Origin of the sequence: Bradyrhizobium yuanmingense, assembly GCF_900094575.1 — a bacterium.
In the GTDB taxonomy this organism is placed as follows: Bacteria; Pseudomonadota; Alphaproteobacteria; order Rhizobiales; family Xanthobacteraceae; genus Bradyrhizobium; species Bradyrhizobium yuanmingense.
Window position 1 is genome coordinate 788,254 of sequence record NZ_FMAE01000001.1, and the last position, 25,924, is coordinate 814,177.

Consider the following 25,924-nt stretch of genomic DNA (forward strand, 5'->3'; position numbering starts at 1 on the left):
AGGGGTTCTATCCACTCGCCGGACCCGCTCGTGAGGATAGAGACCCCTCACCCGTCTCGCCGCTATTGCGGCGAGCCACCCTCTCCCACAAGGGGAGAGGGTGCACCTTCAATGCCGCACTGAAATTGCGCGTAAATAACTCACGCCTCGCCGCGCAGCCAGGCCTTCACCTTCCGCAACAGGCCATGCCGCAATTCATCGACGGAAGCTGCTTCCGCTTGTGTCAGCGTCTGCAATGATGCATGGATGTCGTCTTTCGCCAACGGCGACACCGGCTCGGAAACCTGCTCCGGGGCGAACAGAGGCGCCAGCCCTGCCGCCGCGAGCGCGATCGGTCCGATCTGAGTCAGGAAGACGCGTTCGTATTCGCGCGACAGACGGGCGATCGCGTCGTCCAGCGTCAGCCAGTCGACCGCCTTGATGTCGTTCATCAGTTTGCGGACCGGCCCGCCGTCGGCCTCCATCCGCCAGTAATGCACGACCTTGGAGCGCCCGCCGGACTGATAGACCAGCGTGCCCAGAAATTCGTGCACGGCCACGTCGTGGCCGGTCTCCTCCAGCACCTCGCGGTGCGCGGCTTCCCTCGGCGTCTCGCCGTCATCGAGCTTGCCCTTGGGCAGGACCCATTCGTTGCGCTTGCGCTGGCGCACGACTGCAACCAGCGGCACCGGCGCGCGCCGCAACACAATACCACCCGCCGCCATGACCGGCGCCCGCGCCATCGTCACATCCGTATCGATCGAATCGTCCCCGCCCGACGATATAGGCGGCGGGGGCGGCGGATTGAAGGCTACTTTCTCCTGAGCAGCGCTTGACCGGCCCGAATGCGTGTGCCCTCGGCAATGCCGTCGCAGAAGGAGAAATCGCCGGGCGCGAGGATGATGATGGTCGAGCCGTGCTCGAACCAGCCGAGCTCCTCGCCTTTGCTCACGTTGACGTCGCAGGGAAAATTGACCGAGCCGCGCGTCTGCGCGTTCAGCACCATGTCGAGGAAGTGCAAGCGGATGCTCGCGACCAGGATCGCCGCCACCGGGACCAGTGTCACGGCTTCGCCGGTCGACAAATGCGTGCGGATCACCGCGCGCTCGTTCTTGCAGAACAGGCGCTCGACGCGCTTGAGCGCGATCGGGTTGACGTTCCAGACGTCGCCATGGATCAGCGTGACCCGCTCGATGTGCGCGTCATAAGGCGCATGGAAGCGGTGATACATGCTCGACGTCAGCCGCAGCGTAACGAAAGAGCCGTTGCGGTGCTGCTCGACCAGCGCGGAATCGCCGACGAGATCGAGCAGCGAATAGGGCGCGCCCTTGACCTGGAACAGCTCGGTGTCCGCGATTTTCCCGTGAGCGCCGACGATGCCGTCCGAGGGGCTCGCCACCACTGCAGGATCAGGATCGAACGGCCGCAGGCCCGGCTTCAGCTCCCGGGTGAAGCAGTCGTGCAGACTCTTGAACTGCGTCTTGCGCGCCTCCGACAGATCGAGGTCGGAGAACAGCTTCCACAGCGCGATCGAGAAATCCCGCACCAGGGCATTCTCGATCTTGGAGAACCAACCCATGAAGCGGGTCAGCGCCGCGCGGGGGATGCGGTTGGTCAACAGGAAGTTGAGATCTTCCTGCTGGGTGAAAGAGGCGATGAGGGCTTTGACTGTCATGAATCTGTCAGCTCGCAGGTTTAGCGCTTGTTGTCATGGAAACGACACTCCCGATTCTCTCGATGTCCGTGGCCGCCGCAGCGTCCGCTGCCGCCGTCCTCCCGAAGATCAAGGCGCGGGTCGAACTCTCCCGCGCCAAGCACCGCTCGCTGGCCGGGCACTCGAAGATGTCGCGCCGGGTGGCGCGGCTGCTGCCGTTCTACGAGTTCGAGGGTGATCAATACTTCGCCTGCGACGGCGCGCCGGCGAACATCGCAGCGCAACGCAAGGACGCCTTTTTCCGTCTCGCCAGGCTTTACGCCGAGCGCTACCCCCGGGGTCGCGCGATGACGAAGGAAGCGGCGGAGACGATCTCCGACCTGAACTTCACCGAAAGCTACCGCGTGCCGTTCCAGTTCTCGCGTCTCGTCCGCGAGCATCTGGGCACGTCGACCTTCATGGAATCCTCGCGCGGCGTCACCGTCACCGACGTCGACGGCAACACCGCTTACGACCTCACGGGCTCCTACGGCGTCAACATCTTCGGCAACGACTTCTACAAGGAGTGCATCGAGGGCGCCGAGAAGCGCGCGCATGCGCTCGGCCCCGTGCTCGGCCCCTACCATCCCATCATCCTCGAGAATGTGCAGCGGCTCTGCCAAATCTCCGGCCTCGACGAAGTCTCGTTCCACATGTCCGGCACCGAAGCCGTGATGCAGGCGGTGCGGCTGGCGCGCTACCACACCAAGCGCACGCATCTGGTTCGTTTCGCCGGCGCCTATCACGGCTGGTGGGGCGACGTGCAGCCGGGCGTCGGCAATCCCATTCCTGCGCACGAGACCTATACCCTCGCCGAGATGTCGGAGAAGACGCTGCATGTCCTGCGCACGCGCAAGGACATCGCCTGCGTGCTGGTCAACCCGCTGCAGGGGCTGCATCCTAACGCAAACGCGCCCGGGGATTCCTCGCTCGTCGATTCCTCGCGCGGAGGCCATTTCGATCGCGCGGCCTACACCGAATGGCTGAAGAAGCTGCGCGAAGTTTGCAGCGAACGCGGCATCGTCCTGATCTTCGACGAGGTGTTCGTCGGCTTCCGCCTCGCCGCCGGCGGCGCCCAGGAATATTTCGGCGTCAAGGCCGACATGGTGACCTACGGCAAGAGTCTCGCCGGCGGCCTGCCGGTCGGCGTGGTCTGCGGCAAGCGCGAACTGATGCGCCGCTTCCGCGACGACCGCCCCGCCGACATCTGCTTCGCCCGCGGCACCTTCAACTCGCACCCCTACGTCATGACGGCGATGGACGAGTTCTTGAGCCGCCTCGCCAGCCCGAACTTCCGCGCCGTCTATGATGGGCTGGAGGAGACCTGGAACGGGCGCGTGACGAAGCTCAACCAGATGATGCAGGATGCCGACCTGCCGGTGCGCTTCGCCAACTTCTCCTCGATCTGGACGGTGAAATACACCACGCCGTCCCGCTACAATTGGATGCTGCAATATTACCTGCGCACCGAAGGCCTGGCGTTGAGCTGGGTCGGCACCGGACGGCTGATCTTCAGCCTCAACTACACCGACGCCGACTTCACCGAAGTCGCCGACCGCTTCGTCCGCGCCGCGCAGAAGATGAAGGCCGACGGCTTCTGGTGGCACGATGGCGTGCTCACCAACAAGCAGATCAAGCGCCAGATCCTGAAAGAGATGCTGGCCAAGCGCTTCGGGCGCTGAGGCTTTCTGACACTTGGCCCCGATCACCGCTCGCCCTTCTCCCTCGCCCCGCTTGCGGGGAGAGGGTCGGGGTGAGGGGGACCCTCCGCGCGTGCGGTGAGCATTGACGCACGACCATCTGGCAGCATCCCCGCGGAGAGTCCCCCTCACCCGAATTTGCGCTCCGCGCAAATTCGACCTCTCCCCGCACGCGGGGAGAGGTGAAGGAAGCACCGCGTTCGCAGCCCCGAACACGTGGATGCCCGGCACAAGGCCGGGCATGACGTAGCCATCAGACATCGGAGCGTGTCGCGTGCGCCGCGCGCTTCAAGCGTGCTGCTCTTCGAGCACGGGCTCGTCGATGAAGCCCAGCGTGTGCTCGGGATTGAGGTGCAGGCCGGGATCCATCAGCTCGCCGCGCATCAGGGCGAGCGGAGCACCGCGATAGAGCATCAAATCGTGGAAGGGATCGGTCAGGATCTTGGTCATCCAGACGAGGCCGGTCTCGACGTCGCGGATGAAGAACAGATGCACGGTGCGGAACAGCAGGCCGCCGCCGCCGACCACGAGCCAGATCTTCGCCACCTGCCGCATGAAGTCGGTCGCGCTCTGCCAGGGCGTGAAGATGCCGAACAGGGTGGGATCGACGACCAGCACCAGCGGCGACAGCGCCCAGATCGCCATCAGCACCACCTTGCGCTGCAAATTGTAGCCGACCTTGATCTCTTCCTTGTACTCGTGCGTCGCCTGATTGATGTGGTCGTAGGTGTGCGGCTCGAAGAAGAAGTGACCAGCCTGGCGCGAGGTCATCGACACCAGCCAGCCGACCAGCGCCGAGACGACGGGATCGATGAACAGCCAGACATAGGCAAAGAGGAAGCTCAGCGCGCTGACGAAGTGCAGGCTCTGATTGATGCGGCTGTGGTGATAGTAGCGATGGTCGTCCCAGCGCTGGATCCGCAGCTGCTCGAGATAGTTCTTGATCATGCTCATCCCCAAAATGCTTTCGGGTTCAGGATTTACAGAGATTCGATGTAGGCCGTGTGACATCATCATTTTGTCATGTGACGATGTGCAGCGGCGCGATGACGCACGAAAGACGCGTAAGCTCACGCCGCCTTGGCGACGTCGACCTTGCGGAAGCGCACCAGCGAGAAGTGTCCCAGCGGCGGAATCAAGCGGCGCTCGGCAAGCTCGATGCCGTGCGCGCCGGCGAGCCATTTGGCGTAGCGCGACCAGGCGAACTCGGCGGTGCGGAAGCCGAGCGGACGCACCACCGGCTGCAGCTTCTGCTCGATGAAGCGGCGCATGCCGGTGTCGGCGCTGACGCGGGTGAGGATGATCAATTCGCCGCCCGGACGCAGCACGCGGGCGAATTCGTCGAGCGCCTTCTCCGGGTTCGGCACGGCGGTGACGACGTATTGCGCCATCACGACGTCGAAGGAATTATCGGGGAATTCGAGCTTCTCGGCGTCCATCACCGCGAGGCCCTCGACGTTCTTCAGCTTCTGCTCCGTCACGCGGCGCCGCGCCTTGTCCAGCATCGCTTCCGAGATGTCGGTGCCGAAGATGCGCAGGTTCGGCGCGTAGAGCGGCAGCGAGATGCCGGTGCCGACGCCGACCTCGAGCACGCGGCCGCCGATCTTGTTGGTAGCCGCGATCGCCGCCTGCCGGCCCTTGGCGAACACGCCGCCGAACACGAGATCGTAGACCGGCGCCCAGCGGTCATAGGCCTGCTCGACCGTGCCGCGCGTGAGGTCGAGCTGCTGGGTGCCGTCAAGGTTCATGATCTTAGCCATCGATGAGGTTCTCGCTGTGGTTCGAATAAACGGTCAGCCGCGCACCGGCCGCCGCGCCATGCGAGGCGAGGCGCGCAAGGAGCGGCTGGGCTGCAGTGAGGTGAGGTTGCCGACGAACTGGCGCGCGCTGTTCTCCCAGGAGCGCTCCAGCGCGAAGTTGCGGCAGGTCTCGCGTGACATCGTGAGCGCGCGCAGGCAGGCGGTGCGCAGATCGTGGTCGATCGCGCCGATCGGGTGATCGGCAATGACGTCCTTCGGGCCCGTCACCAGAAACGCCGCAACCGGCGTGCCGCAGGCGAGCGCCTCGAGCTGCACCACGCCAAAGGTGTCGGTCAGGCTCGGAAACACGAATACGTCGGCCGCGGCGAGATGCGCGGTGAGATCCGCCCCCTTCTTCTCGCCGAGGAAGACTGCGTCCGGATATTTCTTCTCCAGCGCCGCCTTCTGCGGACCGTCGCCGACCACGACCTTGGTGCCGGGCAGGTCGAGCGAGAGGAACGCTTCGAGATTCTTCTCCACCGCCACGCGCCCCATCGTCAGGAAGATCGGGCGCGGCAGGTCGAGCTGTGCCGGAGCGTCGGGATGAAACAGCCCGGTGTCGACGCCGCGCGTCCAGAAGCCGAGCCGCTTGAAGCCGCGCTCCGACAGCTCCTGCCGCAGCGAGGGCGTCGCCACCATGGTCATGGCGGCGGCATCGTGGAAATGGCGCAGCACCGCATAGCCGACGCCCGCCGGGATGCCGGTCCGCACCGAGACGTATTCCGGAAAGCGGGTCGTGTAGGAGGTGGTGAAGGCGAGCCGGTTGCGGCGGCAATAGGCGCGCGCCGCCCAGCCGATCGGGCCTTCGGTCGCGATATGCAGCGCCTCCGGCGCGGCCTTCTCGATCCGCCGCGCGATCTCCTTCGCCGAAGGCAGCGCAAAGCGCAGGCCCGGATAGGTCGGCAGCGGCCAGGACGGAAAGCCGTCGGGGGTGAGGAAGTCGATCTCGACGTCGAGGGTCTTGGCCGCATTCGCCAGGGAGGTCAGGGTGCGGACCACACCGTTGACCTGGGGATGCCAGGCGTCCGTCGCGATTAATACCCGCATGGGAAAATCCCGAGAGTTTGATGATTCTCAGGCATCGACCATCAACGAAGGATATTTCAGGCGTGTGACGTCACAGAAGTGTCGGCGCGCTGTTTTGTTCGTTAACGAGCCGGCGGGGCCACGAAACTGTCATGAAACAATTCTTGCCGCCGTGAAACCGTTTTCGGTTTTCCGCGCAAATGTCCCGAAACGTTTTGCCGTTAGGAATTCAGGCAACGGAGCACCGCAACGGTGCCGCGGTGAGCAAAACACCGAGCAAACAGGGGCGATCACATGTTCAATCTGGACACGTTCAAGACGTTTTCGCGCGCCGTTGCACTCAGTGCCGTCGCGGTTTCCGCAATCGCATTTGCTGGCGCAGCCAAGGCCGCGCCGGTGCAGATCTTCCCGTTCTTCCAGCCGCTGCCGCCGATGACCGCGCCGCAGCCGCTGCAGCCGTATCAGCCGTCGTATCAGCCCTATCAGGCGCCGACCTACCAGACCGAGCCCGAGGATCAGGACGCGGTCGAGCTGCCGGCCCGCTTCCGCCGCCAGACCGTCTCTTACGCGACGCGCGAAGCGCCGGGCACGATCATCATCGATACGCCCAACACCTATCTCTATTACGTGCTCGGCAACGGCCAGGCATTGCGCTACGGCATCGGCGTCGGCCGCGACGGCTTCACCTGGTCCGGAATCCAGTCGGTGAGCCGCAAGGCCGAGTGGCCGGCCTGGACTCCGCCGCCGGAGATGATCGCCCGCCAGCCCTATCTGCCGCGCCACATGGCCGGCGGCCCCGGCAATCCGCTTGGCGCGCGCGCCATGTATCTCGGGGGCACCATCTACCGTATCCACGGCACCAACGCCCCCGAAACCATCGGCAAGCGCGTCTCGTCCGGCTGCATCCGCATGACCAACGAGGACGTCACCGACCTCTATTCCCGCGTCAACGTCGGCACCAAGGTGATCGTGCTGCCGATGACCGAGCGCCGCGCAGACCTCGGCGCCGCGAGCCGCTGAAGCGACAGGACAACGTAACGCGAACGGCCCCGGAACCCACCGGGGCCGTTTTCGTTTGCCCTGACATCCCGTTGCGCCTGTTGCGGCGCAATCCCCGATGGAGGCGCAAATGCGACCACGAAGGCAACCCTCGCCAAGCCCATGGCTGCACGCCCTCGCCGGCGCCGGAGCACTGACGCTGCTCGTGTCCGCGCCCGCCTCGCTCGCGCAGCAACCCGCGCCTGACGACGCCGGCAAGCAGGCTTTCAACAATTCCTGCCGCACCTGCCATTCCATGAAGGAAGGCGACAATCGCCTCGGTCCCAATCTCAACAAGATCGTCGGACGCAAGGCCGGCTCGCTGCCGGACTACAATTACTCCTCGTCCATGAAAGAAGCCGGCTTCGCCTGGGACCAGGACAAGCTCACCCGCTTCATGGTCAAGCCGGACGAGGTCGTGTCCGGCCACAAGATGCAGCCCTATGGTGGCATCTCGAAGGACGAAGCGGGTAAGGTGGTTGCGTATCTGCAAGCGGCGGGCGGAACGCAATAGAAGGCGCCACCGTGGGGCAATTGGCTTGCGAGGTGCGGCCATCCTTCGAGACGCCCGCCTCCGGCGGGCTCCTCAGGATGAGGGCTGCGTGCGCGGCCTCATCCTTGCAGCAAGCCTGGAACGTCAGTTAGCCTCTTCCTGAGGAGACCGCGAAGCGGTCGTCTCGAAGGACGAGGCGTTCACGATGACAGACGGCGCATACCTCTACATTCTCCAATGCGCGGACGGCAGTTACTAGATCGGCACGACCCGCACCGAGCTCGAGATCAGAGTCGCGCAGCACAACGCCGGCACGTTCGAGGGCTACACAAAGTCTCGTCGACCCGTCACTCTGGTCTTCTCTCAATGGTTCGATCGCATCACCGACGCAATCGAATGCGAGCGCAAGCTCAAGAAATGGAGCCGCGCGAAGAAGGAAGCGTTTATGCGCGGCGACTTCGCCAGGCTGCATGAGCTGGCAAAGCGAGGATCACATCATCCTTCGAGACGCCCGCCTCCGGCGGGCCCTCAGGATGAGGCCTGAGTGCGGGGCAGCTCTCTAGCCGCGGCTCCGATGTCGATTAGCCTCATCCTGAGGAGACCGCGGAGCGGTCGTCTCGAAGGACGAGGCGTTCACACCGGCGGCGCGCTTACCGGCTGACCGCGCCCCGCCATCAGCCTCAGCCACGCCGCGGCGTGGAACGCGCTCATCAAGAGATACATCGGCACCATCCCGCCGAGCAGAGAGCCCTGCCCGGCGCCGCACAGCATCTCCGCGGGCCCACCCCCGGGCAAAGCCGTCAGCACGGCCATGATGGCGAAGGTCGGCGTGGCCGCCAGCCCCAGCCATCTGGCGAGGTGGCGCGCGGCCGCGACGCCGTCGGGGCTGGCGCTGGGGACCGCGCTGACCGGACCGGTCATTTCCGCTCTCCCGCGGCCTCCTCGCGGAAGGCTTTCTCGCCGGCGTCCGAGATCTCCACCCATCGCTTGTCGGGCGCGGCGCCTTCGGTGTAGCTGTCGTGCCAATTCCACCATTTGTAGGTCGGGGTCTGGGGGTAACCTTCCGGCGAATCTTCCCACACCTCCTGGCGGCCGAGCGGGGTGATGTCGAGATAGTTCCAGGTCCCGCCCATCTGCTCGTCACCGCGGCTCTTGACGAAATAGGTGCGGAAGATGCGCGTCCCGTCGCGGTAGAACACATTCGTCCCGTGCCATTCGTCGACGCCGAAATCGGCATCGAAGCTGTCGGTGATGGTGACCCAGGGCATGATCCAGCCCATCCGCTGCTTCAGCCTGACGATGTCGGCTTGCGGCGCGCGCGAGGCGAACACCAGCGTGGTGTCGCGGGCATTCAAGTGCGAGACATGGGCGACCTGGTCGGCCACCATGGAGCAGCCGCGGCAGGCCTGATCGGGCCAGCCGAACACGCCGGGCTCGAAGAAGGCGCGATAGACGATCAGTTGCCGCCGGCCCTGGAACAGGTCGTGCAGACTGAGCTTGCCGCCGGGCCCCTCGAACGCATAGGTTTTGTCGACAGCCATCCACGGCATGCGGCGCCGCTCGGCGGCCAGGGCGTCGCGGGCACGGGTATGCGCCTTCTCCTTCACGAGCAGCTGCAGACGGGCCGCCTCCCAGTCCTGCGGCGACACCACCGGCGGTGTCTGCATGGCGGTCTTTCCGTTGGTTCCTGCTTTTTCTGCTGATGTCATCATGACTCTCCAAAGCTTTTGCTTGACGTCCTGCCAACGATTTCTGGCACCAACCGGCCGCGGTGCGGGAGTAACAAGTGTGGCGGGATTGACATGGAATCGCTGATCACTGCCGCTGCGCGCGCGTTAGAGGCCGGCGATCCGCTCGGCGCCTTGAACCGCGTCGCGCTGCGCAACGATGCGCCGTCGCTGGCGCTGCGCGGCATCGCGATGGCGCAGCTCGGCGATCTCGCCAAGGCCAAGTCGCTACTGCGCACCGCCGCGCGCGCCTTCGGTCCGCGCGAGGCGGTGGCACGCGCAAGATGCCTGGTGGCCGAAGCCGAGATCGCGCTGGTCTCACGCGATCTGAACTGGCCGGTGAAGACGCTCGCGGCGGCACGCGCGACGCTCGAACAGCACGGCGATCTCGTCAATGCCGCCCATGCAGGCCATGTCGAGGCCCGCCGCCTGCTTCTGGTCGGGCGCCTCGACGAGGCCGAGCGCACCCTCGCCGAAGTCCGTCCCGCCATGCTCCCGCCCGCGTCGCAGGTCGTCCGCGAGCTCGTGCTCGCCGGCATCGCCATCAGGCGGCTCAGAACGAACGACGCGCGCACAGCGCTCGGCCGCGCGGCTCACGCAGCGCGCCTTGCAGACATTCCGGCGCTCGTGGCCGAGGTCGACAGCGCGAGCCTGATCCTCGACACGCCGGCAGCGCGCCTGATCGCCCGCGGCAGCGAACATCCGCTGTTGCTGGGAGAGGTCGAACGTCTGGCGACCTCGACGGCGCTTGTCGTGGATACCTTCCATCACGTCGTGCGCAGGCAAGGCGTCGCGGTGTCGTTCGGAACGCGTCCCGTGCTGTTCGCGCTCGTGCGTCTCCTGGCCCAGGCATGGCCAGCGGATGTCTCGCGCGAGACGCTGATATCCGGCGCCTTTCAAGCCAGGCACGCCGACGAATCGCACCGCGCGCGCCTGCGCGTCGAGATCGGACGACTCCGCAGCAAGCTCGCGCCGCTGGCCGATATCAGCGCGACGAAGCAGGGCTTCGTGCTGGCGCCGCGGAAGACGCGCGACGTCCTCGTGCTGGCGCGGCCCGTTGAGGAGAAGCACGCCGCCGTCCTCGCCTTTCTTACCGACGGCGAGCCATGGTCGAGCTCGGCGCTCGCGCTTGCGCTTCGCATCAGTCCGCGCACCGTGCAGCGCGCGCTCGAGGAGCTGGCGCGGTCGGGCAAGGTGCAGTCGTTCGGACACGGACGGGCGCGCCGCTGGATGACGCCGCCCGTTCCGGGTTTCCCGACAGGCTTGTTACTCCCCACGCCGCTCCTGAAGACGTAGGATGGGCGCAAGCATGAGGGATCGAGCACATGAAACGTTCAGCCGCCGAGATCGTCACGGAGTATGGACCCTTTCCAGGCGTCGAGGCCGTGCATGGCGTCACCTATGACGGCACGCGCGTCTGGTTCGCTTCCGGCGACAAGTTGAACGCGCTCGATCCGGCCGACGGCAGGATCGCGCGCTCCATCGACGTCGCCGCGCATGCGGGAACGGCGTTCGACGGACGGCACCTGTTCCAGATCGCCGAGGACCGCATCCAGAAGATCGATGCGGCTTCGGGCAAGGTGCTCGGCACCATTCCGGCGCCGGGCGGCGGCGGCGATTCCGGCCTCGCCTGGGCCGAGGGCTCGCTCTGGGTCGGGCAATATCGCGACCGCAAGATCCATCAGATCGATCCCGAAACGGGGAAGATCCTCCGCACCATCGAGAGCAAGCGCTTCGTGACCGGGGTGACCTGGGTGGACGGCGAGCTCTGGCACGGCACCTGGGAGAACGAACAGAGCGATTTGCGTCGGATCGACCCGGAAACGGGACAAGTGATCGAGCAGATCGACATGCCCGCCGGCACGATCGTGTCAGGCCTGGAATCGGACGGCGGTGACCGCTTCTTCTGCGGCGGAGGCAATCGCGGCAAGGTGAGAGCGGTCCGGCGCCCGCGGCAAAGCTAGAGCATGATCCGGAAAAGTGCGAAGCGGTTTTCCGAAAAGATCATGCTCAAACAACAACCTAAAGCGCGATGACGATTCATCCTAATCGCATCGCGCTTTAGTCCTTGGGTCTGGCGTGACGGCACGCCGACGGCGCGTTCACAATCCATAACCTGTTCGCCCCAATTCCACCCAACGGGTGCGCTCTAGCGCCCTCCTCGCCCGCCCTGTAGAATCCCCGTCGGGGCGACTTGGGGGATTGATGCGTCTGACGTGGAATCTGAAGACTATCCTGATCGGTGTCGCGGTGCTCGCGGCGTCGTTCTTCATCAGCCTGAAGGCGATGGACTTGCTGGCGCCGCGCGCGACGAATTCGGCGCCGCCGGTCGCACAGCTGCCGCCGCTGCCGCCGGCTTCGAAGAGCTCCATCGTGATCGCGCCGGTCGCCATCGCGCTGTCGGCGATCCGCGAGCAGGCCGAGAGGGCCGCGCCGCGCAATTTCGCCGGCAAGGCCGACAACCCGATCTCGCAGATCCTGGAGAATGCCGATATCGGCTGGTCCGCCGTCCGGGGCCCGATGGCGGCAGCCGGCGACAAGGACGTGCTGACGATCTCGACCCCGCTCACCGGCAAGCTCAACGTGACCGGCTCTCTGTCGTCGAAGGCCACAGGCGCGCTCGGCGATGCGCTTGGCAGCGTGCTCGGCGGCGACGCCGCGAAGCGGATCGGCGCGGTCAACATCAAGAACCTGAACGCGAGCGCGGAGATCAAGGGCAACGTCGTCGTCACCTCGCGCCCGAAGCTCGCCGCCGCCTGGTATCTGGAGCCCAATCTCGGCGCCCAGGTCAATCTCGGTGACACCAACCTCAACGTCGCCGGCGCCAAGGTCAACGTGCCCGCGCAGGTCAAGCCGCTGATCGACAAGACCGTCGGCGAGCAGATCAACGCCGTCTCCGAGCGCATCCGCAACGATCCCAGCCTGCGCGAGAATGCCAAGGCGCAATGGATCAAGGCCTGCCGCTCGATCCCGCTGCAAGGATCCAGCGCCTCGGCGGCGCTGCCGCCGCTCTGGCTCGAGATGAAGCCGGTGCGCGCGATCGCGGCGCAGCCGCGCGTCGATGCGCAGGCCGTGACCTTATTGCTCGGCCTCGAAGCCGAGACACGCGTGACCTCGACGCCGACCAAGCCGGACTGTCCGTTCCCCGACAAGATCTCGATCGTGCCGCCGACCGGCACAGGCGTGAGTATCGGCGTGCCGATCGACGTGCCTTTCACCGAGATCAACAAGCTGATCGCAGCGCAGATGGTCGGCCGCACCTATCCGGAGGACGGCTCCGGCCCGGTCGACGTCACCGTCAAGAGCGCCAACGTCATCCCGTCGGGCGACCAACTGCTGATCTCGCTTCTGGTGCGCGCCAAGGAGAAGAAGAGCTGGTTCGGCCTCGGCGCCGAGGCGAATGTGCACATCTGGGGCCGGCCGGTGCTCGACCAGGCGCAACAGACGCTGCGGCTCACCGACATCCAGCTCGCGCTGGAATCCGAGGCCGCGTTCGGCCTATTGGGTGCCGCCGCCCGCGCCGTCGTCCCGCAGATGCAGCAGGCGCTGCTGCAGAGGGCAACCCTGGATCTGAAGCCGATCGCCGCCAACGCCCGCGAGAAGATCGCCGCCGCGATCGCCGATTACCAGAAGAGCGAGGACGGCCTCAAGGTCGAGGCCAGGATCGACAGCCTCACTCTCGCCGACATCGCCTTCGATTCCAAGACCCTGCGCGTGGTCGCGGAAGCCGGCGGCTCGCTGAACGTATTCGTGACGAAGCTGTCGGGGATGTAGCGCGTCCCTGCGCATCGCAGGGCCGTCGCATGTGAGAGCTCTTCCCTGCGGCCATCCTTCGAGACGCCCGCTTGGGCGGGCTCCTCAGGATGAGGGCGGAGTGCGCGGCAGCTGTTGCAACGAGCACGGACGCCGATGAGCCTCATCCTGAGGAGGCGCGCAAGCGCCGTCTCGAAGGACGAGGCGTGCGTGCAGGCGCCGCCACCCGTCAGAGGCGGTTGTCCCGCCACTCGCCGGACCCGCACAATTCCTCGTCGCTTGCGCCGCTGGCATTCTCGCTGCAGGATGCTAATCTCGCACGCGCATTGTAGGGGACAACGCGAGGACAACATGGAAGCCGGCATGGTCACGCCTGCGCCGGCGCTGGTGCGTTTTTCCGGCATTCAAAAGACCTATGATGGCGAGCATCTCGTGGTGAAGAACCTCGACCTCGACATCAGGAAGGGCGAATTCATCACCCTGCTCGGCCCGTCCGGATCGGGCAAGACGACCACGCTGATGATGCTGGCCGGCTTCGAGGTGCCGACCCATGGCGAGATCTACCTCAGCGAGCGGCCGATCAAGAACGTGCCGCCGCACAGGCGCGACATCGGCATGGTGTTCCAGAACTACGCGCTGTTTCCGCACCTGACGATCGCGGAAAACATCGCCTTCCCGCTCTCGGTTCGCAAGTCGAGCAAGGCGGAGACGCAAGAGCGCGTCAGCGCGGCGCTGCGCATGATCAAGATGGAAACTTTTGCGCACCGGCGGCCCGGGCAATTGTCCGGCGGTCAGCAGCAACGCGTGGCGCTGGCCCGCGCGCTGGTGTTCAATCCGCAGCTCGTGCTGATGGACGAGCCCCTGGGCGCACTGGACAAGCGGCTGCGGGAGCAGATGCAGCTGGAGATCAAGCAGCTGCACGAGACGATGGGCATCACGATCGTCTATGTCACCCACGACCAGAGCGAAGCGCTCACGATGTCGGACCGCATCGCCGTATTCAACGACGGCATCGTGCAACAGATCGACCGCCCCGACGCGCTGTATGAGCATCCCGTGAACAGCTTCGTCGCCCACTTCATCGGTGAGAACAATGTGCTCGCCGGCACCGTGGAAACCGTGGAGAGGGATTATTGCCGCGTCGCGCTGGCCGGTGGCAGCACAGTCGCCGCACGGGCGGTCAACGTGTCAGGCGCAGGCGCATCGACCTCTCTGTCGGTGCGGCCGGAGCGTGTCGCAATAATTCCCAATGGCAATTCCAGTGAGGGACCGAACCGGCTGCCGGCAAAAGTGCAGAACACCATCTATCTCGGCGACCACGCGCTGGCCGTGCTAGATGTGGCCGGCAACGCCGAGTTCATGGTCAAGCTTCAGCCGGGAGCGCATCACGGCCTAAGACCTGGCGAAAGCGTGTTCATCACCTTCCGCCCGGAAGACTGCCTCGCCCTCGATCCCGTCTGATCTGCCGGCGACGAAACTGAAACAATCAATGTCAACGCAACTCACATGAAGAAGGAACGAAGACCATGCTGAAGCGCAAGATTGCTCTGGGTTTCGCCGCGGCATTGGGCGCCGGTGTCGCGCTGACCAATGTCGCAGAAGCGCGTGACCTCACTGTCGTCTCGTGGGGCGGCGCGTATCAGGAGGCCCAGAAGAAGGTCTATTTCGAGCCGTTCAAGAAAGCATCCGGCATCGCGATGAACGACGAATCCTGGGACGGCGGCGTCGGCGTGCTGCGCGCCAAGGTGCAGGGAGGCGCCGCCACCTGGGACGTCGTCCAGGTCGAGAGCGATGAGCTCGCGGTCGGCTGCGAGGAAGGCCTGTTCGAGAAACTGGACTATTCCAAGATCGGCGGAGAGGCCGCCTACATCCCGCCGTCGGTCAATCCTTGCGGGGTCGGCGCCATCCTCTACGATTTCGTCCTCGGCTACGACAAGGACAAGCTGAAGGAGGCCCCGAAAGGCTGGGCCGACTTCTTCGACACCAAGAAGATTCCGGGCAAGCGCGCGCTGCGCCAGGGCCCGAAGACCACGCTGGAGATCGCCCTCATGGCCGACGGCGTCGCACCGAAGGACGTCTACAAGGTGCTGGCGACCGACGAAGGCATCGAGCGCGCCTTCAAGAAGCTCGACACTATCAAGGGCGACCTTGTCTGGTGGAAGGCCGGCGCGCAGCCGCCGCAATTGCTCGCCTCCGGCGAGGTGGCGATGACCTCGGTCTACAATGGCCGCATCGACACCGCGAACAAGAACGAGAAGAAGAACTTCGGCATGGTGTGGGACGGCGCGCTCTTCACCCTCGACAGCTGGGTCATCCTGAAGGGGAGCCCGAACAAGGATGCGGCCTACAAGTTCCTGGACTTCGTCGGAAAGGCGGAGAACCAGTCCAAGCTGTCGGAGAACATTGCCTATGGCACTTCGAACAAGGATGCCGCCGGCCGGCTCGCGCCCGCCGTCCTGAAGGACCTGCCGACGGCGCCTGATAACATCAAGAACGCGGTCGAGATCAACGTGGCCTTCTGGCTCGAGAACATCGACCGCCTGACCGAGCGCTTCAACAAATGGGCCGCGAAATAGCGGGAGCAGCTAGAGGTGCGCGCGGACAACTCGCCCGTGGCGCATCCTTCGAGACGCCCGCCTACGGCGGGCCCTCAGGATGAGGTCTGAGTCTGTGGCAGCGACGTTACTGGCACCAATGTCAATGAGCCTCATCCTGAGGAGACCGCGAAGCGGTCGTCTCGAAGGACGAGGCGCTTGCTCAGGCTGCTCCAAGAGGCTTTCTCCATGACAGCAGCGCCCGCGCTCGGCGCCGATAACAAGACTGAGGTGCCGCTCAAACGCCGATTGAGGCGTGCGGAGCGGACACGCCAGGTCAAGGCATTGGCGCTGGTCCTGCCGCTTCTGCTGTTTCTGCTCTTCACCTTCGCAGGTCCCATCGCCGGCATGCTGTGGCGCTCGGTCGAGGACTGGGAGGTGCGTCAGGTCCTGCCGCAAACGGTCGCTGCTCTTGCCAGTTGGGACGGCAAGGACTTGCCGGATGAAAACGCCTATGCGGCGCTTGCAAGCGACATCCTGGCGGCGCGCGCCGCCGGCACCCTTGCGATTGCGGCCAAACGGCTCAACTACGCGCTGAACGGCTTCCGCACGATCCTGACCAGCACAGGACGCAATCTGAAGGCGGTGCCTGAGCCCGGTACGGCCAGGGAGACGCTGGGCAGGATCAACCCCGCCTGGCGCGAACGCGCCACCTGGACCACGATCAAGGACGCCGGCGGCCCGATCACCGGCTTCTACCTGCTCGCCGCGCTCGACCTGACGCGAAACGCCGACGGCGCGATCGTCGCCGCACCACCGGATCAGGCCATCTACCGCGACATTTTCCTCCGCACCTTCCTCATCAGCCTCGCTGTCACGGCCCTCTGCCTGATTCTCGGCTTTCCGGTCGCCTACCTCCTGGCGACGCTGCCGCCCGGCCGGTCGAACCTCTTGATGATCTTCGTGCTGCTGCCGTTCTGGACGTCGCTCCTGGTTCGCACCGGCGCCTGGATCGTCCTGTTGCAGAGCAAGGGCGTCGTGAACGATAGTCTGCTCTGGCTCGGCATCATCGACGCACCCTTGCGCCTGATCTACAACCGCTTCGGCGTCTGCGTTGCCATGACCCACGTTCTGCTGCCGTTCATGATCCTGCCGCTCTACAGCAGCATGAAGGCGATCTCGCCCGCCTACATGCGTGCCGCCGCTTCGCTCGGTGCACCGCCCCTCACCGCCTTCCTACGGATCTACCTTCCGCAGACCCTGCCCGGCATCGGCGCCGGAAGCCTGCTCGTCTTCATCCTGGCGCTCGGCTACTATATCACGCCGGCCCTGGTCGGCGGCGCCGCCGACCAGATGATCAGCTATTTCATCGCCCTCTACACGACCGAGACGGCGAATTGGGGCCTTGCGTCGGCGTTGGGCGCGGTGCTGCTGCTGGCCACCGTTCTGCTCGCTCTCGTCTACGGCAAGCTGGTGCAGAGCCAGCAGGTCACGGGAGGCATGAAGAATTGACCGACAACTCCTTGCGCACGCCCAGCCAGCGCATCGCGTGGACCGCGACCATCGTTGTCTCCACCCTCGTGTTCATCTTCCTGATCGCGCCGATCCTGGCGATCATGCCGCTGTCGTTCAGTTCTGGCTCGTACCTCACCTATCCGCTGCCGGGCCTTTCCTTGCGCTGGTACGACGACTTCATCAATTCGCCGCGATGGATGAACTCGCTCAAGAACAGCATGATCATCGGCATCGCCTCGACGCTGTTGTCCATGGTGCTCGGCACGCTGGCGGCGCTCGGGCTGGCGCAGTGGAAGAGCCGGTTCAAGCCGCTCGTGCTGGCCTTCGTGCTGTCGCCGGTGGTGGTGCCCGGGGTCATCACCGCGGTCGGCCTGTACTTCTTCTTCGCGCCGATCGGGCTGACCGGCAGCTCTCTCGGCCTGATCCTGGCTCACACCGCGCTGGCGACGCCCTTCGTAGTGATCACGGTCGGGGCGACGCTGCAGAGCTTTGACACCAACCTGGCACGCGCCGCCGCCTCGCTCGGCGCCTCGCCAATCTACGCGTTCCGTCGCGTGATCCTGCCGCTGATCCTGCCGGGTCTGGCATCAGGCGCGCTGTTCGCGTTACAACCAGCTTCGACGAGGTGGTGATCGTGCTGTTCATGGCGGGCCCCGAGCAGCGCACCCTGCCGCGCGAGATGTTCAGCGGCATCCGCGAGAACATCAGCCCGACCATCACGGCAGCGGCGGTGATCTTGACGACCGTCTCGGTCATCTTGCTCGCCACCCTGGAGGCCCTGCGCCGGCGCAACGAACGGCTGAAGGGCAGCGGGCGTTGAGGACGCAGGAGGTCGAAGACACGACAGCGCGCCCGGTGAAAACCAGGCGCGCTTCGTTCAGGCAGTTACGCGAGCCGCATTACTCCGTGTACTTGAACTGCGGCATGTTCTTCAGCTCGTCCTTGCTGGCATTGAACACGGCGTGGTCCGGGTACCATTTCGACGCGGACGACGTCGATGCGGTCGCGGCGGGCCTGTCGGTACCGGTCGCAGCGCCGGTCGTCGTGCCGGCGGGCCGGGCGCCGGTGTTCGCGCCGGTACCGGTATAGGCGACGGGCTCGTTGACGAACTTCAGCTTCTCATAGGGCACGGCGACCAGATGCTCGCCCATGCCGAGGAAGCCGCCGACTCCGATCACGGCGATCTTGATGTCACCGTTCTTGTCCATCAGCAGGTCGTTGATCGTGCCGATGTTCTCGTTGGCCTCGTTGTAGACCTTCAGGCCGTCCATCTTCGAGGTGCGCCACTGGCCGGAAGCCGTCGTGGTCGTTGCGGTGGCCGCAGGGGCCGCCTTGTCGGTGGTGGCGGCGGGCGGCGTTTGCGCGATTGCGACGGTCGCAAGTAGCGCGGTACCGGCGAGGCCGGTGACGATCGATTTCATCAACATTGTTGTCCTCTCCTTCACAGAAAACTCGTGCGGAGAAAACCGCTCTGATCGGGCGCAGTTCCGTGCGTGCCGCAATTTCGTCGCGCCATGCGCGAACTGTTCCTGCGTCACTCAGGAACATTTTGCGGTGCACGGTTCCCCGCCGAGGATCATGCGCATTAGGGCAAGGCAGGACCGCGGCGAAGACCGCGCCGACCCGGCGTCGCCGAGGTCAGCTCTTGTAGTCGATCAGGAGCGCGGCGAAGCTCGAATTGCCGGTTGAGCTGCCATTGGCACCGTAGGAGGATGCCGACGATTGCGATTGCTGCAGCGCCTGGAGGAATTGCTGGAGGATCTCGGCGGTGGTCTGGTCCGTCGAGCTGCTGCTCGTCGAATCCGTCGTCGTCAAATCCGAAGAGCCGTCGTCCGGCCGCGGACCGCCTGGTCCACCCGTGAAGGCGGACTGAAACACGCTTTTCAGCTCCTCGGCCTGTTCGGAGGTCAGCGTCCCGTTCGACACTTCGCTCGAGATGAGGTCCTCGATCTTCGACTGCATCTCGTCCTTGGAGGGAGGCGCGCCGCTCGACTGGCCGCTCGATCGGCTCTGCTGGAGCGCCGTGTCGATATCCGTCAGCGCCGTCGAGAGCGCGGACTGGTCCGACGACGAGATCGTGCCGGCGGAGACTTGCGACTGCAATTCCTGCTGAAGCCGTTGCAGTGGCGATTGATAGCTGCCGGCGGAGGCCGCCGAGATCGAGGTCATGATGGCTCCCTTGGTTTTGCGGGTTTCGCCGCGGACCACGCCACGGTATGGTTAACGGCCTTAACGAGAGCTTGCCGCTCGGCGGTGGGGCGATTGCCGTCCGTTGCTGACCGCCCGGTAGAAACAATTCGAAACAAAAATCTTCGCCTTTTGGCCGGAATTTTGGACAAACAAGGTCCATGGCCATTCCCAATCCCAACATCCTGGTCGTCGAGGACGACCGCGAAGCCCGGACGCTGATTGCGAAATATCTGCGCAACAACGCCTGCAACGTCACCGCCGTCGCCGACGGCCGCGAGATGTCGCGCGCTATGGCCGACCACCGCGTCGATCTCATCATCCTCGACGTCATGCTGCCTGGCGAGGACGGCCTAAGCCTGTGCCGTAAGGTGCGCGCCGAAAACCAGACGCCGATCATCATGCTGACCGCGCGCGGCGAGGACGTCGACCGCATCGTCCGCCTCGAGATGGGCGCGGACGATTATCTGCCGAAGCCGTTCAACCCGCGCGAGCTGCTCGCCCGCATCAACGCGGTGCTGCGCCGCCAGGCGGCCGCGCAAGCGGCGAGCTCGGTCGAAGGTGCCTCCACGCTCACCTTCGAAGGCTGGCGCATCGATCTGCGCCTGCGCGAGCTCCGCAATCCCGCAGGCGCGCGCGTCGCGGTGACCAGCGCCGAGTTCGACCTGCTGCGCACGTTCTGCGAGCGGCCCGGCCGCGTGCTGTCGCGCGACAGCCTGCTCGACCTCACGCAGGGGCGCAGCGCCGGCTCCTTCGAGCGATCCATCGACGTGCTCGTCAGCCGCATCCGCCGCAAGATCGAGCCCAATCCGGCCGATCCCACCCTGATCAAGACGGTGCGCTCCGGCGGCTATCTGTTCACGCCACGAACCGAGGTCACGAAAACCGAGGCAGCAAGCGCCGAAGCGACCGCAGTGCCCGTGAGCAGCTGAGGGGGACGACGATGAAGCCGTTCTCGTTTTTCCACCTCAAGGGCATCGGCGGGCAGATCGCCGCGCTGGTGCTGGCCTCGACAGTGGCGCTCCATCTCGTCATCACCACCGCCTTCCTGATTATCCGGCAGGACCGCCCTGATGCCCCGCCGGACCGGGCGCATCAACTGGCCGATGCCGCGCTGCTGCTCGAGGCGGCGGAGGCGAGCGAGCGTCCGCGCCTCGTCACCGATCTCGCGCGCGCCTTCCCCGGGCTCGGCATCGAGATGCTGGCGCCCGGCACGGCCAATCTCGCGGAGAGCGACAGCCTGCATCTGCGCTGGATGCGCCGCCATCTCGGCCGCGCCTACAAGACCGGACGGCTGGCTTCAGGCAGCATCGAGCCCCGTATCGGCGTGCAATTGCCCGACGGCACCGTGATCGCGGGCCATGTCGATGGCGCCCCGCGGCCGTTGTTCTCTGGCGCGCCCTGGCTGATGGCACTGATGAGCGCCTTCATCTGCGTCACCGTGCTCGGCCTGTGGGCGGCGCGCGCGCTGACGAGGCCGCTGTCGTCCTTCGCCGCGGCGGCGGAGAATTTCAGCCTCGACGGCGCCGCCGAGCCGCTGCCCGAGCGCGGCCCGGAGGAGATCCGCGCGGTGGCGCGCGCGCTCAACCGCATGCACGAGCGGATCGTGCGGCTGATGTCGGACCGCACGCGGATGCTGGCCGCGATCAGCCACGATTTGCGCACGCCGATCACGCGGCTGCGCCTGCGCGCCGAGTTCATCGAGGACGAGAGCAACCGCAAGCGCATGCTGATGGATCTCGACCAGATGCGCGCGATGCTGGAATCGGTGCTGTCGCTCTTGCGCGACGACCGCAAGGTCGAGGCGGTGACGCTGGTCGACATCGCCAGCACGCTCCAGCTCGTCGCCGATCAGTTCGGCGACATGGGCCATGTCGTGCACTATGTCGGGCCGGCGTCCGCGACCGCCGCCGCGCGGCCCGACGATCTGCATCGCGGCGTCACCAACCTGGTCGAGAACGCGGTGCGCTTCGGCGCCGAGGTGACGATCCGCCTCGACGTCTCGGACACCATGCTCGTCATCGACGTCGAGGACGACGGGCCCGGCATTTCGGATGCGCGCAAGCAGGAGATGCTGGAGCCGTTCGTGCGCGGCGACGACGCGCGCACCATGGACTACTCCACCGGCTTCGGGCTCGGCCTGTCGATCGCGCGCGCAATCGCGCTCGGCCACGGCGGCGAGCTGTCGCTGCATGACCGCGCCCCGCGCGGCCTGATCGTGCGGATGCGATTGCCGGTCTCGCAGGCGCCGCGCCTTGCCGCCTGATCAAGCCGCGAGCGGCGGGTGCTCGATCGCCTCGTGCGGGAAGATCGCCACCGCCTCGAAGCGGTAATTGCAGGCGTGGCAGGTCCAGAGATAGGAGACGCGGCCTTCGCCCGGCTCGATCCAGTCAGGGAACGGGATCGGTGTGCCACATTGTGCACAAGGGTTCTGCTTGGGAATGTCGTCGATGTCTGCAGGGGTCATGGACGTCTCCCGAGTGCTGGCTTTGACTAGCGATTGTTGGGCGAATGCGCGAAATGGACAGACCCGCTGTCACGTAAGGCGCTCCACCAGCTCCGAGCTTAACCCAGGTTTAAGTCGCAAAAGCGACGAGCCGGCGAAAATCGCCGTTGGTGACATTTCGCCACATCATCGCCGTGTTCCCACGGCCTAACGCGCTGGGGCGCGGGTCCGTTCTGCCGAGGAATACTTCGATGAAAATCTTACGAATTGTCGCGCTGCTCGCGGCCGGATTGACGTTGCCGCAGGCAGCTTGCGCCGGGCAAGCCGAATATGCCGAGATGGTGGCCGCCCATGCCCGCGCCAATGGCGTGCCGGAAGCACTGGTGCATCGTGTCATCATGCGTGAGAGCCGCTATCAGCCGCATGTGGTCGGCCGCGGCGGTACCATCGGGCTGATGCAGATCAAGCTCGCGACCGCCCGCGGGGTCGGCTACACCGGTGATGCCGCCGGCCTGCGCGATCCCAACACCAACCTCACCTACGCCGTGAAATACCTCGCCGGCGCCTACCGCGCCGCCAATGGCGATCACGCGCGAGCCGTGCGTTATTTCGCGGGCGGCTATTACTACGCTGCAAAGCGCCAGCGGCAGGAGGCCGTCCAGGTCGCCAATGCCGGCGAGACCATGGGTCAGGGCACTATGGGCCAACCTTGGCTCGAGCCGAACGGCAATCCGCAGCCGATGTTCGCCGCTCCGACCCACAGGAAGCTCGCCCAGCGCGTCCGTAACGCGCGGGCGCAGGTTCCCGCTCATTGATCTCCGTTATGGCCGGGCTTGTCCCGGCCATCCACGTCTTGCATCTGCGCCAAGAACGTGGATGCCCGGGCCTTCGCCTCGCCGAAGCGGCTTTGGCCGCGCAGGCGGGACAAGCCCGGGCATGACGACTGTTACCGCGTTGACCACCCCATCCTGCTGGCATACATTAGCACCGTTCCGAGGGGTGCTCCGAGGAGGAGCTGAGATACCGCTAAATGGGCAATACCGCCCAGGACCGCGGTGACCCTTTGAACCTGATCCGGGTCATGCCGGCGAAGGGACAGGGATGTTGCAGACCATTAAGCGACCGGATTCACCGGTATCCATCATCGGCGCAGGCATCGCGGGCGCCTGGCAGGCGTTGCTGTTCGCGCAGGCCGGTCATGCCGTCACCTTGCACGAGCGCGGTGACGAGGCGATGACGGAGGCCACCAGCCATTGGGCCGGCGGCATGCTCGCGCCCTATTGCGAGGCCGAAGTCGCCGAGCCCATCATCAGCCGCCTGGGGCTGCGCTCGCTCGATCTCTGGCGGCGCGAGCTGCCCGACACGCCGTTCAACGGCTCGCTGGTCGTCGCCCACCCGCGCGAGCGCAACGATTTCGAGCGGTTTGCGCGCATGACCGAGCATCACCGCCGGCTCGATGCCGCCGGCCTAGCCGCGCTCGAGCCGTCGCTGGAGGGCCGCTTCCGTGACGCGCTCTTCTTCCCCGCCGAGGGCCATGTCGAGCCGCGCCGCGTGCTGCCGCAGCTGCACGAGCGCATCAAGGCTGCCGGCGGCACCATCAAGTTCTGCAGCGACGTCACCGCGAACGAGCTTGACGGCATCGTCATCGACTGCCGCGGCCTTGGTGCCCGCGACGAGCAGAGCGAGCTTCGCGGCGTCAAGGGCGAGATGATCCTGATCGAGACGGACGAGGTGCAGCTGGCGCGCCCGGTGCGGCTGATCCATCCGCGCTGGCCGCTCTACGTGATCCCGCGCGAGAACGGCCTGTTCATGCTGGGCGCGACCTCGATCGAGGCCGAAGACACCGGCGTCAGCGTGCGCTCCGCGCTGGAGCTATTAGGGGCCGCCTACACCGTGCACCCCGCGTTCGGCGAAGCCCGCATCGTCGAATTCGGTTCGGGGCTTCGTCCCGCCTTTCCCGACAATTTGCCGCGCATCGGCATTCGCGATCGCAAGATCAGCGTCAACGGCCTCTACCGCCACGGCTTCCTGATCGCGCCTGCGCTCGCCGAGCTGACGCTCGCCTATGTCGAGCGCGGCCAGATCGACAACGAGGTAGTGCAATGCGCGTGATCGTCAACGGGGAGCAGCGCGAGGTGATTTCGTCCAGCGTGGACGCGCTGCTCGCCGAGCTCGACTACGAAGGCAGCCATTTCGCCATCGCGCTCAATTACGACGTCGTGCCGAAGAGCCGCTGGGCGGAGACGCTGCTGAAAGCCGGCGACGAGATCGAGATCATCACGCCGCGGCAGGGAGGGTGAGGATGGTGATGGCTGTCTATTTGTCGTGCCGGCGCGCGCCCCACACTCCCCTGTCATCGCCCGGCTTGACCGGGCGATCCAGTACGCCGCGGCTTCACGGTTCCAGCCGCACTGCCGCAGCGTACTGGATCCCCGCCTTCGCGGGGATGACAGCTACATCTGGGCTGACACCGTCTTCTAAGGAGACACCTCCCACATGGTGACCTTCTACGGCAAAACCTTCGCCTCCCGCCTGCTGATCGGCAGCGCGCTCTATCCCTCGCCTGCGATCATGCAAGGCGCGATCCGCGCCTCCGGCGCCAACATCGTCACGGTCTCGCTGCGGCGCGAATCTGCCGGCGGCAAGACCGGCGATGCGTTCTGGAAGCTGATCCGCGAGCTCGACGTCACCGTGCTGCCGAACACCGCCGGCTGCCGCACCGTGCGCGAGGCGGTGACGACGGCCAAGCTCGCCCGCGAATTGTTCGGCACAAGCTGGATCAAGCTCGAGGTCATCGCCGACAACGACACGCTGCAGCCCGACGTCGTCGGCCTGGTCGAAGCCGCCGGCATCCTGATCAAGGACGGTTTTGAAGTCTTCCCCTATTGCACCGAGGACCTCTCGGTCGCGAGCCGCCTGGTCGAAACGGGGTGCAAGGTGGTGATGCCGTGGGCCGCGCCGATTGGCAGCGCCAAGGGCATCACCAACCGCGATGCGCTAAAACTGTTGCGCGAGCGGCTGCCCGACATCACGCTGGTGGTCGACGCTGGCCTCGGCGCGCCTTCTCACGCCGCGCAGGCGTTCGAGCTCGGCTATGATGCCGTGCTGCTCAACACCGCCATCGCCAAAGCCGCCGATCCCGTCGCAATGGCGAACGCCTTCCGCCTCGGCTGTGAGGCCGGCCGCACCGCTTACGAGGCCGGGCTGATGAACGCCCGCGACTTCGCCTCGCCCTCCACCCCTGTCGTTGGGACCCCGTTCTGGCATGCCGTATCCTGATCGCTTCTATCCCGTGGTTGATAGCCTGGCCTGGGTCGAACGCCTGACCAAGCTCGGCGTCGGCACCATCCAGCTGCGCGCCAAAGAGCTGAACGACGCCGACGCGCTGCAGATCGTCACCGACGCGCTGGCCATCACCAAGGACACGCAGGCCAAGCTGGTGGTGAACGATTATTGGCGCGCAGCGATCGTTGCGGGTGCACAATACCTGCATCTCGGCCAGGAGGATCTTGCAGACGCAGATCTCGGCGCTATCCGCGAGGCCGGCCTCAAGCTCGGCATCTCCACCCATGACGACGCCGAGCTTGAGACCGCGCTGGCGGCGAAGCCCGACTACGTCGCGCTCGGCCCGATCTTCTTCACGACCCTGAAATCGATGCGCTTCGAGCCGCAGGGCATTCCCAAGATCACCGAATGGAAGCAGCGCATCGGCACCATCCCGCTGGTTGCCATCGGCGGCATCAAGTTCGAGCACGCCGCCGAGATCTTTGCCGCAGGCGCGGATTCGATTGCTGTTGTCTCCGACGTCGCCCAAAACCCCGACCCCGATGCCCGCGTGCGGCAATGGCTCGACGGTTCGAAGGAGGCGGCGTGATGATCGCCCCGCTCCCTCCACTCGTCATTGCGAGGAGCCCTTGCGACGAAGCAATCCAGACTGCTTCCGCGGATGCATTTCTGGATTGCTTCGCTGCGCTCGCAATGACGGAGCAAGAATTCACCAGCGTCGTCTCGGCGCCAATGCAAACGAATTAAAC

Annotated in this window: 27 protein-coding genes, 1 pseudogene and 1 riboswitch; of the genes and pseudogenes, 18 read left to right on the plus strand and 10 right to left on the minus strand. The window is 65.6% G+C overall.

Annotation, left to right across the window (positions count from 1 at the left end):
• Positions 1 to 140: 140 nt before the first annotated feature.
• Both GA0061099_RS03555 and asd read right to left on the minus strand, forming a co-directional pair.
• Complete coding sequence (locus GA0061099_RS03555) at positions 141 to 722, minus strand: NUDIX hydrolase (RefSeq protein ID WP_036028428.1); 582 nt, start codon at positions 720 to 722, stop codon at positions 141 to 143.
• Positions 723 to 790: 68 nt separating this feature from the next.
• Positions 791 to 1,654: an archaetidylserine decarboxylase gene (gene asd, locus GA0061099_RS03560; RefSeq protein WP_036028430.1), complete on the minus strand. Its 864-nt coding sequence runs from the start codon at positions 1,652 to 1,654 to the stop codon at positions 791 to 793.
• A 35-nt stretch (positions 1,655 to 1,689) separates the two neighbouring features.
• Between asd and GA0061099_RS03565 the strand changes: the two genes are divergently transcribed.
• Positions 1,690 to 3,354 carry an aminotransferase class III-fold pyridoxal phosphate-dependent enzyme gene (locus tag GA0061099_RS03565; protein WP_036028433.1) on the plus strand — a complete coding sequence of 555 codons (1,665 nt, stop codon included), beginning with the start codon at positions 1,690 to 1,692 and terminating at the stop codon, positions 3,352 to 3,354.
• Positions 3,355 to 3,660: 306 nt separating this feature from the next.
• Here GA0061099_RS03565 and GA0061099_RS03570 read toward each other — a convergent pair whose 3' ends face one another.
• The 3 genes from GA0061099_RS03570 to GA0061099_RS03580 all read right to left on the minus strand — a co-directional run bounded on the left by GA0061099_RS03570 (position 3,661) and on the right by GA0061099_RS03580 (position 6,218).
• A complete protein-coding gene (locus GA0061099_RS03570; RefSeq protein ID WP_025034507.1) occupies positions 3,661 to 4,320 on the minus strand; it encodes a membrane protein in 660 nt (219 codons plus the stop codon).
• 122 nt (positions 4,321 to 4,442) lie between these two features.
• Positions 4,443 to 5,132, minus strand: coding sequence for a class I SAM-dependent methyltransferase (locus tag GA0061099_RS03575; RefSeq protein ID WP_036003432.1), 690 nt, complete (start codon positions 5,130 to 5,132; stop codon positions 4,443 to 4,445).
• 33 nt (positions 5,133 to 5,165) lie between these two features.
• On the minus strand, positions 5,166 to 6,218 hold the full coding sequence (locus tag GA0061099_RS03580) for a glycosyltransferase family 4 protein (protein WP_074447537.1): 1,053 nt from the start codon (positions 6,216 to 6,218) through the stop codon (positions 5,166 to 5,168).
• A gap of 273 nt (positions 6,219 to 6,491) precedes the next feature.
• Between GA0061099_RS03580 and GA0061099_RS03585 the strand changes: the two genes are divergently transcribed.
• The 3 genes from GA0061099_RS03585 (at position 6,492) to GA0061099_RS03595 (ending at position 8,272) form a co-directional block, all read left to right on the plus strand.
• The gene (locus GA0061099_RS03585; RefSeq protein WP_036003416.1) at positions 6,492 to 7,217 is read left to right on the plus strand and encodes a L,D-transpeptidase; all 726 of its coding nucleotides are present in this window, start codon (positions 6,492 to 6,494) and stop codon (positions 7,215 to 7,217) included.
• Between the two features lie 97 nt (positions 7,218 to 7,314).
• Positions 7,315 to 7,749 (plus strand): c-type cytochrome, encoded by a 435-nt coding sequence (locus GA0061099_RS03590; protein WP_036028446.1) that lies wholly within the window; start codon positions 7,315 to 7,317, stop codon positions 7,747 to 7,749.
• A 238-nt stretch (positions 7,750 to 7,987) separates the two neighbouring features.
• Complete coding sequence (locus GA0061099_RS03595) at positions 7,988 to 8,272, plus strand: GIY-YIG nuclease family protein (RefSeq protein WP_225155732.1); 285 nt, start codon at positions 7,988 to 7,990, stop codon at positions 8,270 to 8,272.
• 89 nt (positions 8,273 to 8,361) lie between these two features.
• On the opposite strand, the gene GA0061099_RS03600 is transcribed toward GA0061099_RS03595, so the two are convergent.
• Together GA0061099_RS03600 and GA0061099_RS03605 are read right to left on the minus strand one after the other, a co-directional pair.
• A complete protein-coding gene (locus GA0061099_RS03600) occupies positions 8,362 to 8,649 on the minus strand; it encodes a hypothetical protein (RefSeq protein ID WP_036028447.1) in 288 nt (95 codons plus the stop codon).
• Complete coding sequence (locus tag GA0061099_RS03605) at positions 8,646 to 9,440, minus strand: DUF899 domain-containing protein (protein ID WP_036028450.1); 795 nt, start codon at positions 9,438 to 9,440, stop codon at positions 8,646 to 8,648. The genes GA0061099_RS03600 and GA0061099_RS03605 overlap by 4 nt, the downstream gene beginning before the upstream one ends.
• A gap of 90 nt (positions 9,441 to 9,530) precedes the next feature.
• Between GA0061099_RS03605 and GA0061099_RS03610 the strand changes: the two genes are divergently transcribed.
• The 7 genes and pseudogenes from GA0061099_RS03610 to GA0061099_RS03640 all read left to right on the plus strand — a co-directional run bounded on the left by GA0061099_RS03610 (position 9,531) and on the right by GA0061099_RS03640 (position 18,077).
• Complete coding sequence (locus GA0061099_RS03610; RefSeq protein ID WP_036028452.1) at positions 9,531 to 10,751, plus strand: hypothetical protein; 1,221 nt, start codon at positions 9,531 to 9,533, stop codon at positions 10,749 to 10,751.
• Positions 10,752 to 10,780: 29 nt separating this feature from the next.
• Positions 10,781 to 11,419, plus strand: a complete 639-nt coding sequence (locus GA0061099_RS03615; protein ID WP_036028454.1) for a Vgb family protein — start codon at positions 10,781 to 10,783, stop codon at positions 11,417 to 11,419.
• Positions 11,420 to 11,660: 241 nt separating this feature from the next.
• Entirely contained in the window at positions 11,661 to 13,229 is a 1,569-nt protein-coding gene (locus tag GA0061099_RS03620; RefSeq protein WP_036028457.1) for a DUF4403 family protein, read from the plus strand.
• 330 nt (positions 13,230 to 13,559) lie between these two features.
• Positions 13,560 to 14,669: an ABC transporter ATP-binding protein gene (locus GA0061099_RS03625; protein WP_036028460.1), complete on the plus strand. Its 1,110-nt coding sequence runs from the start codon at positions 13,560 to 13,562 to the stop codon at positions 14,667 to 14,669.
• A 65-nt stretch (positions 14,670 to 14,734) separates the two neighbouring features.
• Entirely contained in the window at positions 14,735 to 15,784 is a 1,050-nt protein-coding gene (locus GA0061099_RS03630) for an ABC transporter substrate-binding protein (protein WP_036013275.1), read from the plus strand.
• 207 nt (positions 15,785 to 15,991) lie between these two features.
• On the plus strand, positions 15,992 to 17,254 hold the full coding sequence (locus GA0061099_RS03635) for an ABC transporter permease (protein WP_036028463.1): 1,263 nt from the start codon (positions 15,992 to 15,994) through the stop codon (positions 17,252 to 17,254).
• A pseudogene (locus tag GA0061099_RS03640) lies at positions 17,251 to 18,077 on the plus strand (ABC transporter permease). Before GA0061099_RS03635 ends, GA0061099_RS03640 begins: the two are co-directional and overlap by 4 nt.
• A gap of 79 nt (positions 18,078 to 18,156) precedes the next feature.
• Here GA0061099_RS03640 and GA0061099_RS03645 read toward each other — a convergent pair.
• Together GA0061099_RS03645 and GA0061099_RS03650 are read right to left on the minus strand one after the other, a co-directional pair.
• Positions 18,157 to 18,684: a PRC-barrel domain-containing protein gene (locus tag GA0061099_RS03645; RefSeq protein ID WP_036028465.1), complete on the minus strand. Its 528-nt coding sequence runs from the start codon at positions 18,682 to 18,684 to the stop codon at positions 18,157 to 18,159.
• A 211-nt stretch (positions 18,685 to 18,895) separates the two neighbouring features.
• Positions 18,896 to 19,426 carry a hypothetical protein gene (locus GA0061099_RS03650; protein ID WP_036028484.1) on the minus strand — a complete coding sequence of 177 codons (531 nt, stop codon included), beginning with the start codon at positions 19,424 to 19,426 and terminating at the stop codon, positions 18,896 to 18,898.
• Positions 19,427 to 19,605: 179 nt separating this feature from the next.
• Between GA0061099_RS03650 and GA0061099_RS03655 the strand changes: the two genes are divergently transcribed.
• Complete coding sequence (locus GA0061099_RS03655; protein WP_036028467.1) at positions 19,606 to 20,376, plus strand: response regulator; 771 nt, start codon at positions 19,606 to 19,608, stop codon at positions 20,374 to 20,376.
• Between the two features lie 11 nt (positions 20,377 to 20,387).
• The gene (locus GA0061099_RS03660; protein WP_036028470.1) at positions 20,388 to 21,710 is read left to right on the plus strand and encodes an ATP-binding protein; all 1,323 of its coding nucleotides are present in this window, start codon (positions 20,388 to 20,390) and stop codon (positions 21,708 to 21,710) included.
• Here the strand turns inward: GA0061099_RS03660 and GA0061099_RS03665 are convergent, their stop codons facing one another.
• Positions 21,711 to 21,911 carry a hypothetical protein gene (locus GA0061099_RS03665; RefSeq protein WP_036013259.1) on the minus strand — a complete coding sequence of 67 codons (201 nt, stop codon included), beginning with the start codon at positions 21,909 to 21,911 and terminating at the stop codon, positions 21,711 to 21,713.
• Positions 21,912 to 22,141: 230 nt separating this feature from the next.
• Here GA0061099_RS03665 and GA0061099_RS03670 point away from each other — a divergent pair, with 230 nt between their 5' ends.
• The 5 genes from GA0061099_RS03670 (at position 22,142) to GA0061099_RS03690 (ending at position 25,764) form a co-directional block, all read left to right on the plus strand.
• A complete protein-coding gene (locus GA0061099_RS03670) occupies positions 22,142 to 22,705 on the plus strand; it encodes a lytic transglycosylase domain-containing protein (RefSeq protein WP_036028473.1) in 564 nt (187 codons plus the stop codon).
• A gap of 170 nt (positions 22,706 to 22,875) precedes the next feature.
• Positions 22,876 to 23,004, plus strand: a riboswitch (TPP riboswitch).
• Complete coding sequence (locus GA0061099_RS03675; RefSeq protein ID WP_036028476.1) at positions 22,992 to 24,002, plus strand: FAD-dependent oxidoreductase; 1,011 nt, start codon at positions 22,992 to 22,994, stop codon at positions 24,000 to 24,002. (Overlaps the previous riboswitch by 13 nt.)
• On the plus strand, positions 23,993 to 24,190 hold the full coding sequence (gene thiS, locus GA0061099_RS03680; protein WP_036028477.1) for a sulfur carrier protein ThiS: 198 nt from the start codon (positions 23,993 to 23,995) through the stop codon (positions 24,188 to 24,190). Before GA0061099_RS03675 ends, thiS begins: the two co-directional genes overlap by 10 nt.
• A 196-nt stretch (positions 24,191 to 24,386) precedes the next feature.
• Positions 24,387 to 25,169 (plus strand): thiazole synthase, encoded by a 783-nt coding sequence (locus GA0061099_RS03685; protein WP_036028480.1) that lies wholly within the window; start codon positions 24,387 to 24,389, stop codon positions 25,167 to 25,169.
• The gene (locus tag GA0061099_RS03690) at positions 25,156 to 25,764 is read left to right on the plus strand and encodes a thiamine phosphate synthase (protein ID WP_036028481.1); all 609 of its coding nucleotides are present in this window, start codon (positions 25,156 to 25,158) and stop codon (positions 25,762 to 25,764) included. The genes GA0061099_RS03685 and GA0061099_RS03690 overlap by 14 nt, the downstream gene beginning before the upstream one ends.
• Positions 25,765 to 25,924 lie beyond the last annotated feature (160 nt).

Bases quoted from the DNA above. Each gene is read 5' to 3' on its own strand.
- GA0061099_RS03555 (WP_036028428.1), bottom strand. From the start codon at position 722: ATGGCGCGGGCGCCGGTCATGGCGGCGGGTGGTATTGTGTTGCGGCGC.
- GA0061099_RS03570 (WP_025034507.1), bottom strand. From the start codon at position 4,320: ATGATCAAGAACTATCTCGAGCAGCTGCGGATCCAGCGCTGGGACGAC.
- GA0061099_RS03670 (WP_036028473.1), top strand. From the start codon at position 22,142: ATGAAAATCTTACGAATTGTCGCGCTGCTCGCGGCCGGATTGACGTTG.
- GA0061099_RS03660 (WP_036028470.1), top strand. From the start codon at position 20,388: ATGAAGCCGTTCTCGTTTTTCCACCTCAAGGGCATCGGCGGGCAGATC.
- GA0061099_RS03565 (WP_036028433.1), top strand. From the start codon at position 1,690: ATGGAAACGACACTCCCGATTCTCTCGATGTCCGTGGCCGCCGCAGCG.
- GA0061099_RS03605 (WP_036028450.1), bottom strand. From the start codon at position 9,440: ATGATGACATCAGCAGAAAAAGCAGGAACCAACGGAAAGACCGCCATG.
- GA0061099_RS03690 (WP_036028481.1), top strand. From the start codon at position 25,156: ATGCCGTATCCTGATCGCTTCTATCCCGTGGTTGATAGCCTGGCCTGG.
- GA0061099_RS03585 (WP_036003416.1), top strand. From the start codon at position 6,492: ATGTTCAATCTGGACACGTTCAAGACGTTTTCGCGCGCCGTTGCACTC.
- GA0061099_RS03655 (WP_036028467.1), top strand. From the start codon at position 19,606: ATGGCCATTCCCAATCCCAACATCCTGGTCGTCGAGGACGACCGCGAA.
- asd (WP_036028430.1), bottom strand. From the start codon at position 1,654: ATGACAGTCAAAGCCCTCATCGCCTCTTTCACCCAGCAGGAAGATCTC.
- thiS (WP_036028477.1), top strand. From the start codon at position 23,993: ATGCGCGTGATCGTCAACGGGGAGCAGCGCGAGGTGATTTCGTCCAGC.
- GA0061099_RS03675 (WP_036028476.1), top strand. From the start codon at position 22,992: ATGTTGCAGACCATTAAGCGACCGGATTCACCGGTATCCATCATCGGC.
- GA0061099_RS03590 (WP_036028446.1), top strand. From the start codon at position 7,315: ATGGAGGCGCAAATGCGACCACGAAGGCAACCCTCGCCAAGCCCATGG.
- GA0061099_RS03630 (WP_036013275.1), top strand. From the start codon at position 14,735: ATGCTGAAGCGCAAGATTGCTCTGGGTTTCGCCGCGGCATTGGGCGCC.
- GA0061099_RS03620 (WP_036028457.1), top strand. From the start codon at position 11,661: ATGCGTCTGACGTGGAATCTGAAGACTATCCTGATCGGTGTCGCGGTG.
- GA0061099_RS03610 (WP_036028452.1), top strand. From the start codon at position 9,531: ATGGAATCGCTGATCACTGCCGCTGCGCGCGCGTTAGAGGCCGGCGAT.
- GA0061099_RS03645 (WP_036028465.1), bottom strand. From the start codon at position 18,684: ATGTTGATGAAATCGATCGTCACCGGCCTCGCCGGTACCGCGCTACTT.
- GA0061099_RS03635 (WP_036028463.1), top strand. From the start codon at position 15,992: ATGACAGCAGCGCCCGCGCTCGGCGCCGATAACAAGACTGAGGTGCCG.
- GA0061099_RS03685 (WP_036028480.1), top strand. From the start codon at position 24,387: ATGGTGACCTTCTACGGCAAAACCTTCGCCTCCCGCCTGCTGATCGGC.
- GA0061099_RS03600 (WP_036028447.1), bottom strand. From the start codon at position 8,649: ATGACCGGTCCGGTCAGCGCGGTCCCCAGCGCCAGCCCCGACGGCGTC.
- GA0061099_RS03665 (WP_036013259.1), bottom strand. From the start codon at position 21,911: ATGACCCCTGCAGACATCGACGACATTCCCAAGCAGAACCCTTGTGCA.
- GA0061099_RS03625 (WP_036028460.1), top strand. From the start codon at position 13,560: ATGGAAGCCGGCATGGTCACGCCTGCGCCGGCGCTGGTGCGTTTTTCC.
- GA0061099_RS03650 (WP_036028484.1), bottom strand. From the start codon at position 19,426: ATGACCTCGATCTCGGCGGCCTCCGCCGGCAGCTATCAATCGCCACTG.
- GA0061099_RS03580 (WP_074447537.1), bottom strand. From the start codon at position 6,218: ATGCGGGTATTAATCGCGACGGACGCCTGGCATCCCCAGGTCAACGGT.
- GA0061099_RS03575 (WP_036003432.1), bottom strand. From the start codon at position 5,132: ATGGCTAAGATCATGAACCTTGACGGCACCCAGCAGCTCGACCTCACG.
- GA0061099_RS03615 (WP_036028454.1), top strand. From the start codon at position 10,781: ATGAAACGTTCAGCCGCCGAGATCGTCACGGAGTATGGACCCTTTCCA.